At 52.4% G+C, this 13,975-nt stretch carries 13 protein-coding genes; 11 read left to right on the top strand and 2 right to left on the bottom strand.

Annotation, left to right across the window (positions count from 1 at the left end; translation table 11 throughout):
* Positions 1–5 precede the first annotated feature (5 nt).
* The 5 genes from hisS (at position 6) to TH63_RS05840 (ending at position 6,135) form a co-directional block, all read left to right on the top strand.
* Positions 6–1,388: a histidine--tRNA ligase gene (gene hisS / locus TH63_RS05860; protein WP_048920130.1), complete on the top strand. Its 1,383-nt coding sequence runs from the start codon at positions 6–8 to the stop codon at positions 1,386–1,388.
* A 1-nt stretch (position 1,389) separates the two neighbouring features.
* Positions 1,390–2,895 carry a histidine ammonia-lyase gene (hutH, locus tag TH63_RS05855; protein ID WP_048920129.1) on the top strand — a complete coding sequence of 502 codons (1,506 nt, stop codon included), beginning with the start codon at positions 1,390–1,392 and terminating at the stop codon, positions 2,893–2,895.
* On the top strand, positions 2,892–4,538 hold the full coding sequence (locus TH63_RS05850; protein ID WP_156180421.1) for a T9SS type B sorting domain-containing protein: 1,647 nt from the start codon (positions 2,892–2,894) through the stop codon (positions 4,536–4,538). The genes hutH and TH63_RS05850 overlap by 4 nt, the downstream gene beginning before the upstream one ends.
* 219 nt (positions 4,539–4,757) lie before the next feature.
* Entirely contained in the window at positions 4,758–5,093 is a 336-nt protein-coding gene (locus tag TH63_RS05845) for a YbaB/EbfC family nucleoid-associated protein (RefSeq protein ID WP_048922614.1), read from the top strand.
* On the top strand, positions 5,083–6,135 hold the full coding sequence (locus TH63_RS05840) for a glycosyltransferase family 2 protein (RefSeq protein WP_231583553.1): 1,053 nt from the start codon (positions 5,083–5,085) through the stop codon (positions 6,133–6,135). Before TH63_RS05845 ends, TH63_RS05840 begins: the two co-directional genes overlap by 11 nt.
* On the opposite strand, the gene TH63_RS20490 is transcribed toward TH63_RS05840, so the two are convergent.
* Complete coding sequence (locus TH63_RS20490) at positions 6,100–6,318, bottom strand: PspC domain-containing protein (protein WP_048920127.1); 219 nt, start codon at positions 6,316–6,318, stop codon at positions 6,100–6,102. The two genes, TH63_RS05840 and TH63_RS20490, sit on opposite strands and share 36 nt — an antisense overlap.
* A 124-nt stretch (positions 6,319–6,442) precedes the next feature.
* Here TH63_RS20490 and TH63_RS05830 point away from each other — a divergent pair, with 124 nt between their 5' ends.
* From TH63_RS05830 to TH63_RS05820, 3 genes are all read left to right on the top strand, one after another.
* Entirely contained in the window at positions 6,443–8,239 is a 1,797-nt protein-coding gene (locus TH63_RS05830; protein ID WP_156180419.1) for a hypothetical protein, read from the top strand.
* Positions 8,240–8,386: 147 nt separating this feature from the next.
* The gene (locus TH63_RS05825; protein WP_048920125.1) at positions 8,387–9,370 is read left to right on the top strand and encodes a pyruvate dehydrogenase complex E1 component subunit beta; all 984 of its coding nucleotides are present in this window, start codon (positions 8,387–8,389) and stop codon (positions 9,368–9,370) included.
* A gap of 120 nt (positions 9,371–9,490) precedes the next feature.
* Positions 9,491–9,895: a hypothetical protein gene (locus TH63_RS05820; RefSeq protein ID WP_048920124.1), complete on the top strand. Its 405-nt coding sequence runs from the start codon at positions 9,491–9,493 to the stop codon at positions 9,893–9,895.
* 164 nt (positions 9,896–10,059) lie between these two features.
* On the opposite strand, the gene TH63_RS05815 is transcribed toward TH63_RS05820, so the two are convergent.
* Positions 10,060–10,776, bottom strand: a complete 717-nt coding sequence (locus tag TH63_RS05815; protein ID WP_048920123.1) for a class I SAM-dependent methyltransferase — start codon at positions 10,774–10,776, stop codon at positions 10,060–10,062.
* 428 nt (positions 10,777–11,204) lie between these two features.
* Between TH63_RS05815 and TH63_RS19775 the strand changes: the two genes are divergently transcribed.
* The 3 genes from TH63_RS19775 (at position 11,205) to TH63_RS05800 (ending at position 13,960) form a co-directional block, all read left to right on the top strand.
* On the top strand, positions 11,205–12,716 hold the full coding sequence (locus tag TH63_RS19775; protein ID WP_053093742.1) for a sensor histidine kinase: 1,512 nt from the start codon (positions 11,205–11,207) through the stop codon (positions 12,714–12,716).
* Positions 12,713–13,450: a sensor histidine kinase gene (locus tag TH63_RS05805; RefSeq protein WP_048920122.1), complete on the top strand. Its 738-nt coding sequence runs from the start codon at positions 12,713–12,715 to the stop codon at positions 13,448–13,450. The genes TH63_RS19775 and TH63_RS05805 overlap by 4 nt, the downstream gene beginning before the upstream one ends.
* A 96-nt stretch (positions 13,451–13,546) precedes the next feature.
* The gene (locus tag TH63_RS05800; RefSeq protein WP_048920121.1) at positions 13,547–13,960 is read left to right on the top strand and encodes a response regulator; all 414 of its coding nucleotides are present in this window, start codon (positions 13,547–13,549) and stop codon (positions 13,958–13,960) included.
* The last annotated feature ends 15 nt before the right edge of the window (positions 13,961–13,975 follow it).

The following is a 13,975-nucleotide window of genomic DNA, read 5'->3' as shown; positions in this document are numbered from 1 at the left end:
AACCTATGAGCAAAGACAAACCTTCCATCCCCAAGGGCACCCGTGATTTCGGGCCGGCCACGGTGGTGAAACGCAACCATATTTTTTCCGTCATCAAGCGCACCTTTGAGAAATTTGGGTTCCTTCCGCTGGAAACCCCAGCCATGGAGAACCTGTCAGTGCTCACCGGCAAGTACGGTGATGAGGGAGATCAGCTTATCTTCAAGATCCTGAACTCCGGCGATTTCCTGAGCAAGGTCACTGCCCCGGACCTGGAAGCCGGCTATAAGCCGCTTACCCGCAGAATAGCGGAGAAAGCCCTGCGCTATGATCTCACAGTGCCTTTTGCGCGCTACGTGGTCATGAACCGCAATGAGATTGCCTTCCCGTTTAAGCGTTACCAGATCCAGCCCGTATGGCGCGCCGACCGCCCCCAACGGGGACGGTATCGGGAGTTTTACCAGTGCGATGCCGATGTGGTGGGCACCAATTCCTTGCTCTGCGAAGCCGAGATTATTCTCATGATGGACGAGGTGCTGAGCACCTTAGGGCTGGACGATTTTACCATCAAGTTTAACCACCGCGGATTGCTGGCCGGCATGGCCGAAGTGATTGGTGCCAATGGCCGTGAAGCGGATCTGTGCGTGGCCATTGACAAGCTGGACAAGGTGGGCCAGGAAGCCGTGAACGAGGAACTCCGCCAAAAAGGAATCACGGAAGAAGCTATCACCCAGCTCCAGCCCATCCTGGGTCTTACCGGAAACGTAGTGGACCTGCTTCCGCAGCTGGACCGTTTGATGGTAGGCTCCGAGGAAGGCCAGCGCGGGGTGCAGGACATCCGGCAGATGCTGACATTCCTGGAAAGCTTTCAGCTCCGTAACGCCAAAATTGAACTTGACGTGACCTTGGCCCGGGGACTCTCCTATTACACCGGCTGTATCTTTGAGGTAAAAGTCAACAACGTGCAGATGGGCAGCATCAGTGGCGGTGGCCGGTATGATAACCTGACCGGAATGTTTGGCTTGCCAGGCGTTTCGGGCGTTGGTTTCTCCTTTGGGGTAGACCGCATCTTTGATGTGCTGGAAGAGCTTAACCTGTTCCCGCAGGAAAGCCAGACCATTACGCAAGTACTGATCGCTAACTTTGACGAGGTCTCCATGCGGTACGCCCTGCCGGTATTGCAACAATTGCGGGCGGCTGACATCTCTACGGAGCTATACCCAGATTCAACTAAGCTAAAAAAGCAAATGGCCTACGCAGACCAGAAACAGATCCCGTATGTGGTGTTGATTGGCTCTGAGGAAATGGCCAGCGGATTGCTGAATTTGCGCAACATGCGCACCGGCGAGCAGCAAAGCCTTAGCTTAGAGCAGATCCTTCAAACGTTATCCCCTAACGCAACCGCATAAAATGGCCCAGCAGCACCTAATTTCTCCCCAGCCCCTTTCCCTTGCACAGATAAAACAGGTGCTGCAGGGCTCCACGCAACTGGCCCTTTCTGAAGAGGCCGAACAACTGGTGGTGCGGGCGCATACGTTTTTGCACCAGCACTTGAAAGCTGCGCAAAAGCCGGTCTATGGCATAAACACGGGCTTTGGCGCGCTTTGCAACACCACCATCTCTAATGAGAATTTGGAGACGCTGCAGCGCAACCTTATGATGTCGCATGCCTGTGGCACCGGCGACGAGGTCCCGCAGGAAGTAGTGAGGCTGATGCTGTTTTTAAAGGCGCAATCCCTGGCCTACGGGCACAGTGGGGTGCAACTGACCACCCTGCAAAGGCTGCTTACTTTCTTTAACCGCGATATCTTTCCAGTGGTCTACCAGCAGGGTTCTTTGGGTGCCAGCGGCGATCTGGCTCCTTTGGCCCATCTTTGCCTGCCGCTCATTGGTTTAGGCGAAGTGCGGTTCCAGGACTTTAAATTGCAGGGCCATGAGGTGCTGGATATCTTCAGTTGGGAGCCCATCAAACTGCAGGCCAAGGAAGGATTAGCGCTGTTGAACGGAACCCAATTGATGTCAGCGTACGGAGCCATTATCTGCCTTAGGGCCCGGCAAGTCTCCCTGGCCGCCGATTTCCTGGCAGCCCTTTCGCTGGAGGCCTTTGACGGCTTGCAGGCCCCGTTCTCCCCCGAGATCCACCGCATCCGGCCGCACGGCGGGCAGGTGAAGATCGCCGCCAGGGTTTTGCAGATTTTGGCCGGCAGCCAACTCCAGCAGCAGCCTAAAGCCCAGGTACAGGACCCTTATTCGTTCCGGTGCGTGCCCCAGGTGCACGGCGCCAGCCTGGATGCCCTGGAATACGCCGAGAAGGTTTTCACCACCGAGGTAAATTCCGTCACCGACAACCCCAACGTTTTCCCCGAAGAGGATTTGATCCTATCCGGGGGCAATTTCCATGGGCAGCCCCTGGCTCTGGCGCTGGACTTCTTGAGCATCGCCCTGGCGGAGTGGGGCAGCATCTCGGAGCGCCGTACGTACCAACTCATTTCCGGGGAACGGGGTCTGCCCCAGTTCCTGATCCAGGAGCCGGGCCTCAACTCCGGGTTCATGATTCCGCAGTACACGGCCGCCTCCATCGTGAGCCAGAACAAACAGCTGTGCACCCCGGCTAGTGTGGACTCTATTGTGTCTTCTAACGGGCAGGAAGACCACGTAAGCATGGGCGCCAACGGGGCTACCAAAGCCTACCAGGTGGTACAGAACGTGGAGCGCATTCTGGCGATAGAATTAATGACCGCCGTACAGGCCCTTGAGTTTAGAAGGCCCTTGCAGACGTCTTCGGCGCTGGAGAAACTGGTGGCGGCTTACCGGACGCAGGTACCCGCCCTGGAAAAAGACCGGGTCTTGCAGCCCGATCTAGAAAAGAGCATCAGATTTATCAGGGAGTTTCCGTTTGAGGAATTATTGGCGTGAGAAAATTAGGAGGATTTCTGCTTTTCTGGCTAGCCGGGGCGCTCTTTTCTGGGGCGCACGGTCAATGCTTTCTAGCGTACAATCCCCAGAACCAGCCCGTGGAAACCTTCTGCGTGGGAGAACAGATCACCTTCAAAGACAACAGCGGCCAGACCAACGTGGCAGAGTTCTATGACTTTGACAACCGCGATGGCCTTGATTTCTCGGCCAAACAGACCTCGCATATCTTTACGGCGCCAGGTACTTACGTGGTCACCCAATTGGCCAATGGCTTTAACCAATGCCCGCGCACCTTTACGGTAAAGGCCGCCGCCCCTCCCTCTGCCCCCTTTCTGGAAAAAATAACGCTTCAGACTTCTTCACTCCAAATTCAGCTACAGACTAGCGGGGTCAATGACCTGGTGGTGGAACGCGCCTCCTCGCCTGCCGGCTCTTATACCGCTGTGCAAACCTTTTCCAATGTACCGGCCGGGAGAAGCCAGCATTCCGTGGCTATTACCAATCCTGCTGGCTGCTTCAGGGTGCGGGTCACCAACATTTGCTCGGGCCGCGAGGATATTTTCTCCAATACCGTCTGTGCCCAAAGCTTAACTGTCACCCCCGGAGACCGCCAGAATCAACTTTCCTGGTCTGTGAATGAAAGCCCCGGCAGTGTGGTCAATTACCAGATTTTACGTAGCGGCCAACCCTACCAGAACCTGCCCGGCATCCAAACCGCCTTCACAGATACCCAGGTAGCCTGCGGCCGATTGTATACGTATCAGGTAGTGGCCCTGCTTCAGAACAGTTCGCAAAGCGCCTCTCTGCCGGTGCAGGTTGAAACTAAAGGCTCTACGGCTCCTGCTGCGCCTTTCCTGCTGACCAGCTTTGACCTGCAAAACAGGGTAATGCTCCAAACCACCATTCCTGCCCAGGAAACATTCAGAGAACAGGCCATCTACCGAAGTCAGGGCAACGGTGTTTTAAGCCTGTTTTCAGAAAAACAGCCTCAAAACGCGGTAGACGCCACTGCGGGCAACCAATCCGCCCCTCTGTGTTATCAGGTAGCCTATACAGATTCCTGCCAGTTGGTGTCGCCGCGCAGCAATTTGGCATGCCCCGTAATTTTATCTGCATCGCTGCAGGCAAATGGGGCAGTGAAACTGAATTGGAACGCCTATGAAGGGTTTCCTTCAGGCGTGGGCCGGCAGACGCTGGAACTGGTCAATGAGCAGGGAGAAGTGTACTGGAGCCAGACGGTGACCGGGCAAAGTTACCTGGATGCCCAACCCCAGAAAACCTTCCAACGGCTTAGGTATCGCCTGCTCTCTGTTTCCCAGGATGGTACCTACCAAAGCTATTCCAGCATCACCACCCTTGACCAGGGCTTCCAGTTCCACTTCCCAACGGCCTTCACCCCCAACCGTGACGGCCTGAATGATGTCTTCCGGGCGGTGGGCACCCCCTTCGCCTCTAGCTTTCACTTGCAAGTACTCAACCGCTGGGGCCAGGTGGTTTTTGAAAGCAAAGACCCCAAACTGGGCTGGGACGGTACTTATGCCGGTAAACCCGCGCCGCCAGAAACGTACCTTTATCGGTTTGAGGCCACAGACGTGAACGGGAAAAAGGTGACGAGCAAAGGCACAGTGACCTTACTCCGGTAGCCTCCACGCATAAAGGCTCTTCCTGGTTTGGGTCCGTTTTACTGAAAACACCTTTAAAACGGAATCCTGCATTTTCTCCCCTTCACTTCCTGCCTTATTCAGCCTGTCAACTTTCCCTTAAATAGGTTACTTTTGGCCTTGGCAAAGGAATTGGTTCCTGAAAGTATCTCTGGGGCTGTTTTTGCCGTTATGCCAGTAAACCTAAAAAGAGAAGCGCTTATGTTTGACATGATGGGAATGATGAATAAGGTGAAGGAAATGCAGGCCAAAATGAAAGAGGCCCAGGACAACCTTCGTCACATCACTGTTTCTGCCGAGGCCGGCGGAGGCATGGTGAAAGCCACCGCCAGCGGTGACCGCCGCCTGTTGAAAGTAGAGTTGGATGAGACCCTCATGAACCCCGCAGATAAAGAAATGCTGGCCGATTTAGTGGTGGCTGCCGTGAACAAAGCCCTGGACGAGGCTGGCGAACGCGGAAAAGAGGAAATTAAGAAGCAGACGGCCGGCATGATGCCCAATATCCCTGGACTTGACCTGAGCAACTTTGGCTTATAGTCTGGCAGAAGTGGCGGTGGTCATCCTCAATTGGAACGGCCGCCGTTGGTTAGAGCAATTTTTACCCAGCGTGCTGGAGCATAGCGCCGGCGCCCAACTGGTGGTGGCCGACAATGCCTCCTCAGACGACTCCGTGGCCTTTCTCAGGCAACATTACCCACAGGTGCGGCTTATCCAATTACCCGAGAACTTCGGGTTCTGTGAGGGTTATAACCAGGCGCTGCAGCAGGTAGAGGCTACCTTTTATATGCTCCTGAACTCAGATGTGCAGGTGACGCCCAATTGGCTCACCCCTATGGTGGACCTGTTGGAGAGAGAGCCTTCCATTGCCGCATGCCAGCCAAAAATCAAATCTTTTCTGCAGCCCACCCATTTTGAGTACGCCGGTGCGGCCGGAGGCTTCCTAGATGCCTATGGGTACCCCTTCTGTCGCGGACGCCTGTTTGATACAGTGGAGGAAGACCAGGGGCAGTATGATGATGTGGTTCCGGTTTTCTGGGCCACGGGCGCCTGTCTTTTCATCAGGGCCAGTGCCTATTGGCAAGCCGGTGGCCTGGAAAAGGAGTTCTTTGCGCACATGGAGGAGATTGACCTTTGCTGGCGCCTGCAGAACCTGGGGTACCAAATCTATTACCACGGCGGCAGCACGGTCTACCACGTGGGCGGCGGCACCTTGCCCAAGGCAAACCCCAGAAAAACGTTTCTTAATTTCAGGAACGGCGTGGCTTTACTCTACAAGAACCTGGCGCCTAGAGAGTTAAACAAGATCCTTTACACCAGAATGATTCTGGACGGCGTGGCCGCGGGACAGTATTCAGTGAAGGGAGATTTCAAGCAAGTAAACGCTATCTGGCGGGCGCACCGGGCTTTCTTCAAGGAGAAAAAAAACTGGGACGGAAAGAGGCAGGCCAATGCCGTGAAAAAGCCTACCAGCCAACTCACCGGCTGGTACCCGCAAAGCGTAGTGTGGCAGTACTTTATAAAAGGAAAAAAGACATTTAAGAGCTTAAATGTCCCAGACGGTGCTGCGCTCTCTTCTTAGGTGTTTTCTGATATTCAGCCAAAAAGCCAGTACCAGGTACACCAACACCGGTGACCCAAACGTTAGGAAGGATAAATAAATAAACGAAAGGCGAATGCTACTGGTAGCCAACCCTAATTTCTCCCCTAATTTGGTACATACCCCAAAGGCTTGGCTTCCCAGGAAAAGTTGAACTTGTTTCATAATCTGAAAAGTTAAACGTCTAAGATAAATAAAATCACAATTTCTACCGTAACTTTCCCATTCCAATGTTGGTCTGTTATTGGACTTGGTAACGTTGGTATACGGCTCCTTATTATATTTAGATATGCCTTCAGTTTTTTCTACTGCGCGTACCTGTCATTTTATTGCTATTCTTTGCCTCTTCCTGCTTTCTACCGGCTGTACCTTGTCACGCATGGCCAGAAAGGCGGAGCGCGGGCAAAAGATAACCGTGCAGCCCCAGGTACTTATTGTACGCGGTGACCAGGTACCGGTAGAAGTGGGCGCCCAACTGCCCCGTGACCTGCTGCGCAAAGACTACCGCTATGGCATCAGGATCTACTACAAGGCAGACAAAGGCGTAGAGGAACACGTTGGCTCTCTGGGCTTTGACTTCGGGAATTACCTCTATGAAGACGGCAAGCCAACCATGCAAAGTTCCTTCTCCTTCCCTTATACCCCTTCAAAAATCACGGGCAATCTCATGGCGCAGGGCGTGGTTTCTGATGCCAAAGGTCGGAAAAAATATACCAAGGCCAAGGTATTGGCCCCCGGCATTCTTACCACGCCCCACCTAATCCAGACCATTCATGCCCCGGCTTACGTGCCCGAGGTGTTCAAAAATGAGGCCCCGGGCCCCATCAGTTTCCCCATATTTTTTGACCAGGGCCTGGCCACGCTTCGTCACGGGTACGGCACCAACCTGCAGTTGCTGGAGGAATTCATCAAGTCAAACCAGAAAACCAGGAAAATAAGCATCCTGGCCACCCACTCCCCAGACGCCACCGAGACCAACGCACGCAACCTGGCTGCCCGCCGGGCCCAGGCCGTGGAGCGTTTCATCAAGCAGAAAATAGAGACCGAGGTCTACAATAACACAGTATCAGACATAAAATTTAACTTGAAGACCATCCAGAAAAACTGGGACGCTTTTCTGGGCCGGGTGCAGAACTCGGCCTTGCCGGAAGACCAGGTACAGCAGATCCTGGACATTGTCAACGGCCAAGGGTCATTTGAAGAAAAGGAGAAGCAACTGCAGGAACTTCCCGCCTATGAGTACCTGGAGATGTATGTGTACCCTGTGTTGCGCTACACCAAAGTGACCGTAGACTACGTACCCAACCTGCGCCGCGACTACGAGATTTACCTACTCTCTAAGAAAATAGTAGAGAACCGGGCCAACGCCGATGCCCTGAACGCCGAGGAAATGCAGTACGCAGCCTCGCTCACCCCGCTTCTGGCCGAGAAAAGGAAAATCTATGAGTCGGCGGTGGAGACGTACATGAACTGGCAGTCTTTGAATAACCTGGGCATGGTGTTTTATGAGCAGGCCCAGAAAGAATTGAAACCGAAGGTGAAAAGCGCCCTGCTAGCCAGCGCCGCCCTCAACCTCAAATACGCCGCCCACCGCAAGCCCACCGCCCAGCAATTCTATAACCTGGCCGTGGCCCATCACCAACGCGGCGATGCCCTGGAAGCCTTGCAGGCCTATGATTACGCCGTCAGGATTGGCGGCCCGCTGCCCATCCTGCAACAGGTGTTCACCGACAAAGCCGCGCTGGAACTGAGCGTGGGCCAGTACGACGACGCTGCCGGTAGCCTGGCCTATGCCGGTCCCAGTTACGCCGCCCAGTTTAACCGCATGCTGTTGTATTTCCTGAAAGAGAACTATGAGGGCGCCGCCGGCTTCGGGGAGAAGCTGTTGCAGGAATTCCCCGAGGATGCTAACACCCATTACCTGATGGCCGTGATTGGCGCCCGCACCCAGAAAGAGCCCTTGCTCACCGAGCACCTGAAACTGGCCATCAAAGCCAAGCCCACCCTGGCCGCCAAGGCCATAGACGACTTGGAGTTTAAGAATTATCACAAATCAGAGGCTTTTGCCAACGCGCTTAAGCCTTAAATAGAACCCGTTTTGGGCTTATTTTCCCAAAAACAGGCCTAAAACGGCCTGCCTTGGCACATACTTGCCCGCAAAGCCAGATGCGTTTTTTTATTTGTGCCGCATGTCTTAATTTTACCCCTTAGATAGACGAAGATAAATCTTATTATGCGAACCATACAATTCAGAGAGGCATTGCGTGAGGCAATGAGCGAAGAAATGCGCCGCGACCCAAAGGTGTTCCTGATGGGCGAGGAAGTTGCCGAATACAACGGTGCCTACAAAGTGAGCCAGGGCATGCTGGATGAGTTTGGCCCCGAGCGCGTGATTGACACGCCTATTGCCGAGCTTGGCTTTGCCGGTATTGGTGTGGGTGCTGCCATTAACGGCCTTCGCCCCATCATTGAGTTCATGACGTTCAACTTCTCTTTGGTAGCCATTGACCAGGTGATCAACTCTGCCGCCAAGATCATGTCTATGTCAGGCGGACAGTACTCTGCCCCTATGGTGTTCAGAGGACCAACCGGTAACGCCGGTATGCTGTCTTCTCAGCACTCCCAGAACTTTGAAAACTGGTTTGCCAACACCCCGGGCCTTAAAGTAGTAGTTCCTTCTAACCCGTATGATGCCAAAGGCCTGTTGAAATCTGCTATCCGTGACAATGACCCGGTGATCTTCATGGAGTCTGAGCTCATGTACGGTGACAAAGGCGAAGTTCCTGAGGAAGAGTACCTTATTCCCATAGGCGTAGCCGATACCAAGCGCGCCGGGAAAGACGTAACCATCGTTTCCTTCGGGAAGATGATGAAAATAGCCTTGCAGGCCGCCGAAGAGTTAGCCAAAGAAGGCGTGGAGGCGGAGGTGATTGACCTGCGTTCTGTTCGTCCTATAGACTATAATGCCATTTTGGAATCTGTGAAGCGCACTAACCGCCTGGTGGTGGTGGAAGAAGCGTGGCCGCTGGCCTCTATCTCTTCTGAGATAGCCTTCCATGTGCAGCACAACGCCTTTGATTACCTAGATGCCCCGGTAAAACGCGTTACCTGCCGCGACGTTCCGCTTCCTTACGCCCCTACTTTGATTGAGGCTTCTTTGCCTAACGTGCAGCGGGTGATTGAAGCAGTAAAATCTGTGACCTACGCCAAAGCGTAAGCGAAAATAACACACCTAAAGACAAGAGCCGGCCGTTTCTATGGACGGCTCTTGTCTTTTTAGCGTTTCCAGCCCGTTTTTATTATAACAGCCGTAAAACAGAAAATATACCCTAAGACCTTGAAAGCAAAACTCATCTCTGCCGCGCTATCAGCCCTCTTTCTGTTGGGGTGTGAGGAAACCTCTAAGCTACAAGAGGTGGAACTGCCCGTGGCGGCGGTGCAAACGGCCGGCTTCCCCAAGGCAGCGGTGAAGGTAGATACCACCCTCACCTTAAAAGTGCTGTTCCAACCTGCCAACGGCTGCGGCCGCTTCTCCCGCGCCGACTCTGTCAAAACGGATCAGGTCACTGAGATCAGGCTTTTTGCTGCCTACCCAACCGCAGAGATGAAGGCAGTGTGCACAGACGTAGCCAAGCTGAATACCTTCTCCTTCCAGTTCAAAACCACTACCATAGGCAAGCACTATTTCAGGTTCTGGCAAAGCGAAGGCAAGTATCTGGAAGAAGTAGTGGAGGTGAAGTAATACGCTTGCCTACAGGTAAGGAGCAGATTTTTTGGGGAAAGCAAAACAGGGCGCTTGCCTTCTTAACAATCACATCCTTTATTCTATAATTCTTTAGCACCTAACGGACCTGCTTCCGTTTTAAGGCCGTTTTCCGGAAAACAGGCTTAAAACGGAATTTCCCTTTAGGCCACCGTTAGCCGGGCAATGTAGTGGGAATCTTCTTCCTGCAAGAGGAGTTCGGCCGCAAGGCCGGCCTCCTGGGCGTATTGCTCCAATAAGTTGAAATCAATGAACAGCCACGGAAAAGGAGCGCTGCGCTCTCCCTCAAATTCCATCATATAGGTCATCTCGCCGTAATAGGCGCCGTTCAGGTCCAGCAAGACAGACCCGTCTTCTTCCTCATACAGGTACAGAATATCTGAGGATTCCAGTAAGACCTGTCCCCCCGGCGCTAGCCATTTTTTGCAGACCTCCAGGAAATGGGGCAAACCTTCCACCGTGCCGGCCAGGCCAATGCCGTTCATGAGTAGCAACAAGGTGTCATGCTTAGTGGCCGGCAAAGTAAAGAAATCGCCATGCAGGATGTTCTGGACCCCGCGGGCTTTCTGCACAGCACAGGCGTTGTCAGAGATTTCAAGGGCGGTTACCTCAACCCCGGCAGCCTGTAGGGCCAGGGCATGGGAACCGGCTCCGGCACCTACGTCCAGCACCTTGCCGCAGGCCTGGGACAAGGCAAACTGCTCGCGCTCTGGCATCTCCGCCGGTTCCCGGAAAAGGTAGGACGCCGGCAGCTCATCTGGCTCCATCTGGTCTGAGTACACTAAAACCGCTGCTTCCTTGTTCCCCTTCCAGTAGGCCTCAATGGCCCGGCCCATGGGGTCTGGTTTCTGTAATGCCATGTTTTGCAATTTTAACGAGGGGTAAAGGTACAAAATATGCCTGTACCGCAGGGTGGTTCCCCCTCTACCCTATCCTTCCCTTGGTTTGCACCAACCTTATAAGCCTATTTTAAACGGGTGAAAAGGCCGTTTCATCGAAATTAAGGTTAGGGTTCTCTTAATTGGTGCAATTTTGTTGTTATGCCTGTTTCTTACTTCCCTCGCTTACAGCAGTGCGGCCCTGGAAAAAGAAATCTTCACCTTGGCTCAGAAACTGCTTCCCCAAAGCTGCTGCTGGAGGCTTAGGTAATTGCCCAGGTTTAACCGCTCTGCCGGGGAGGATGACAACGTCAGATTAAAATTATATGGCCCGTTGAGGGTGCTTTGCCAGCAAAAGCTATCTTTGGGTAGAACCAAGGCTTGCCGGTTGCTTACAGGCCTACTAAACAATGAAATTAATTACTACCATATATATTGCTATAAGCTTTATTCTGGCCATGTTTTGCATTGTGACCATTGGCTATGTACAGCAAACCCAAAAGGTGCGGCACAACATTGAAAGCGTACTTTCCACCACCAACATCATAAAAGAGGTGGGGTCTGCCCAGCGGTTTATCCTGGATATGGAAACTGGTTTACGCGGGTACCTGCTTACTGGGCAACTGTCTTTTCTGGAACCATTTTATCAAGGGCGACAAAGGTTTAACCAAAGCTTTTTGTTATTAGATTCTATGACAGCCCCCAATGCGGCCCAGAATAAGTTATTGCACCAAGTAAGAGAAGATGTTGCCCGGTGGGAGAATACCTTTGCTAAACCATTGATTGAAGGTAAAAAGAAGGTCAATCAGCATTCAAGAAACCGGTCTTACTATGATTCCTTGTTCAATGCCACCGCGCAGCAAGGGGTTGGGAAACAATTGATGGACAAGGCCCGGAACGGGTTCAGGCAAATAAGGCACGAAGAGGAACGGGTCAGGAATGAGCGCGTAGACAATACAGACCAATCCCTGATAAGGACCAATGAGGTAGCCATTGGCCTTACCATTATGGCCATTATCACCGGCGGGCTAACCGCTTTCATTCTGGGCAAGACCATTAAGAAGCGGTTCAGGAAAATGAACAACCTGGCCATGAGCATTGCCAACGGGAAGTACGACGTGGCCCTGGAAGATGACCGCAAAGATGAGATCAGTGCGCTTACCCAATCGTTGAACGTGATGGCCCTGAAGTTGCAGAACAGCTTTACGCATTTAACAAAGATGAACAGTGAACTGGACCAGTTCGCCTACGTGGTGTCCCATGACCTGAAAGCGCCCTTGCGTGCCATCAATAACCTGGCCGAGTGGATCAGTGAAGATATGACGAATGAAGACCCGGAGATCCACAAGAACTTAACTATCCTTCGGGGCCGGGTGCAGCGCATGGAAAACCTGATCAACGGTATTCTGGACTACTCCCGCATTGGCCGGAAAGAATTGCCGCTCACCACGTTTTCTGTGCAGGAGGTCCTGCGGGAAACCCTGGAGAACCTGGCGCCCCCACCCTCCTTCAAAGTCATTACCCCCAGTGTTCTACCTACTATTACGGGAGAACGCACGCTGTTTTACCAAGTGCTATCCAACTTGCTCAGCAACGCTTTTAAATACCACCACTCCCAGGAAGGTCAGGTAGAAGTGCGGTACAAAGAACTGCCAGGTTTTTTCCAGTTTCAGGTACATGATGACGGACCGGGTATTCCGCCGGAGTTCCATACCAAGATTTTCGGGATCTTCCAGACCATGGAGGCCCGTGATGTGAAAGAAAGCACAGGGGTTGGGCTGTCTATAGTGAAAAAGATCATTGAGGAAAAAGGCGGGCGCATTTGGGTAGAGTCAGAAAAAGACAAAGGCACCACTTTTCTTTTCACCTGGCCTAAAGTAACCACCGCGGTCCCCTCCGCCTCTAACCTGCTTCGCTCATGAAAGAACTTAAAATTACCTGCCAGCAGCAACTGGAGAACCTTCAGCAGGAGTTTGATGAGTTCGCCTACATAGTATCCCATGACCTGAAAGGTCCCCTACGCGCTATCAGCAACCTTTCTGGCTGGATCAGTGAAGACCTGGGCGAGGACCTGGACCAAGATATCAAACATAACATTGAGCTTCTGCAGAACCGCACCGAGCGCCTGGAGCGTATGATCAACGCCTTATTGATTTACTCCAGGATTGCACGCTTTGAGATGGACCTGAAAGAAGTAAACGTAAGGGAGCTGGTACAGGGCATAGCCGCCGGTTTACAGAAAGACAAGCCCTTTACGCTTACTGTAACGGATTTGCCTGTCCTGAACACTTATGTCAAAAAACTGGAGACGGTTTTCACCCATCTGCTGCAGAATGCCGTACGGTTCAATGACCACGCCCAACCCCAGGTGTGGGTAGAAGCGCAGCGCCAGAAGGAATTTGTCATCTTCACCGTTAGAGACAACGGCATTGGCATTTCTGAAGATGCGCTGGAGAAGATCTTCAAGATATTTTATACAGTGCAGCCCAAAGACCATCAGGAAAATTTAGGCGTAGGGTTATCCGTTACTAAAAAGATTCTTCAGGTGATAGGCGGGACTATTGCGGTGCAGTCTGAAAAAGACAAAGGCACCGTGGTTACCGTCACCTGGCCATTACTCCCCCCAAATGGCAAGCCTTCAAAAAATAAATTATAACTAGCGTACATAAAAATACAGACAAACAGAAGCCGGAGGAAAGGGTAGCGACTAACCTCCAGCTATGCTATTAATTGTCTGCACAGCCTCTTTGACATGGAAGAAAAAGCAGTAAATATCTTGTTGGTAGAAGATGACGAAGTTGACATTATGAATGTGCAGCGGGCCTTCAAGAAAAATAATATAAACAACCCTTTGCACATTGCCAACAACGGCCTGGAAGCCCTGGAAATGCTTCGTTCCGGCGCCATCCCTATGCCGCCAATCATCATTCTGGACATTAACATGCCCAAGATGAACGGCATAGAGTTTCTGCAGGAAATAAGAAAAGACCCGGTGCTCAACCGCATTAGTGTGTTTGTGATGACCACCTCCAATGAAGACAGTGACAAAATAAAAGCCTACAACCTCAACGTAGCCGGCTATATTTTGAAACCACTCTCGTTTGAGAAATTTGTGGCGGCGGTGGCCACCCTTGACCGGTATTGGAAACTGTGCGAAAGGCCGTAACCCTTTTTTTAGTAT

This window comes from Rufibacter radiotolerans (assembly GCF_001078055.1).
In the GTDB taxonomy this organism is placed as follows: Bacteria; Bacteroidota; Bacteroidia; order Cytophagales; family Hymenobacteraceae; genus Nibribacter; species Nibribacter radiotolerans.
This window is presented reverse-complemented; position numbering and strand designations above follow the sequence as displayed.

Coding starts and splice junctions, on each gene's coding strand:
- TH63_RS05825 (WP_048920125.1), top strand. CDS start 8,387: ATGCGAACCATACAATTCAGAGAGGCATTGCGTGAGGCAATGAGCGAA.
- hutH (WP_048920129.1), top strand. CDS start 1,390: ATGGCCCAGCAGCACCTAATTTCTCCCCAGCCCCTTTCCCTTGCACAG.
- TH63_RS19775 (WP_053093742.1), top strand. CDS start 11,205: ATGAAATTAATTACTACCATATATATTGCTATAAGCTTTATTCTGGCC.
- hisS (WP_048920130.1), top strand. CDS start 6: ATGAGCAAAGACAAACCTTCCATCCCCAAGGGCACCCGTGATTTCGGG.
- TH63_RS05845 (WP_048922614.1), top strand. CDS start 4,758: ATGTTTGACATGATGGGAATGATGAATAAGGTGAAGGAAATGCAGGCC.
- TH63_RS05805 (WP_048920122.1), top strand. CDS start 12,713: ATGAAAGAACTTAAAATTACCTGCCAGCAGCAACTGGAGAACCTTCAG.
- TH63_RS05800 (WP_048920121.1), top strand. CDS start 13,547: ATGGAAGAAAAAGCAGTAAATATCTTGTTGGTAGAAGATGACGAAGTT.
- TH63_RS05830 (WP_156180419.1), top strand. CDS start 6,443: ATGCCTTCAGTTTTTTCTACTGCGCGTACCTGTCATTTTATTGCTATT.
- TH63_RS05815 (WP_048920123.1), bottom strand. CDS start 10,776: ATGGCATTACAGAAACCAGACCCCATGGGCCGGGCCATTGAGGCCTAC.
- TH63_RS20490 (WP_048920127.1), bottom strand. CDS start 6,318: ATGAAACAAGTTCAACTTTTCCTGGGAAGCCAAGCCTTTGGGGTATGT.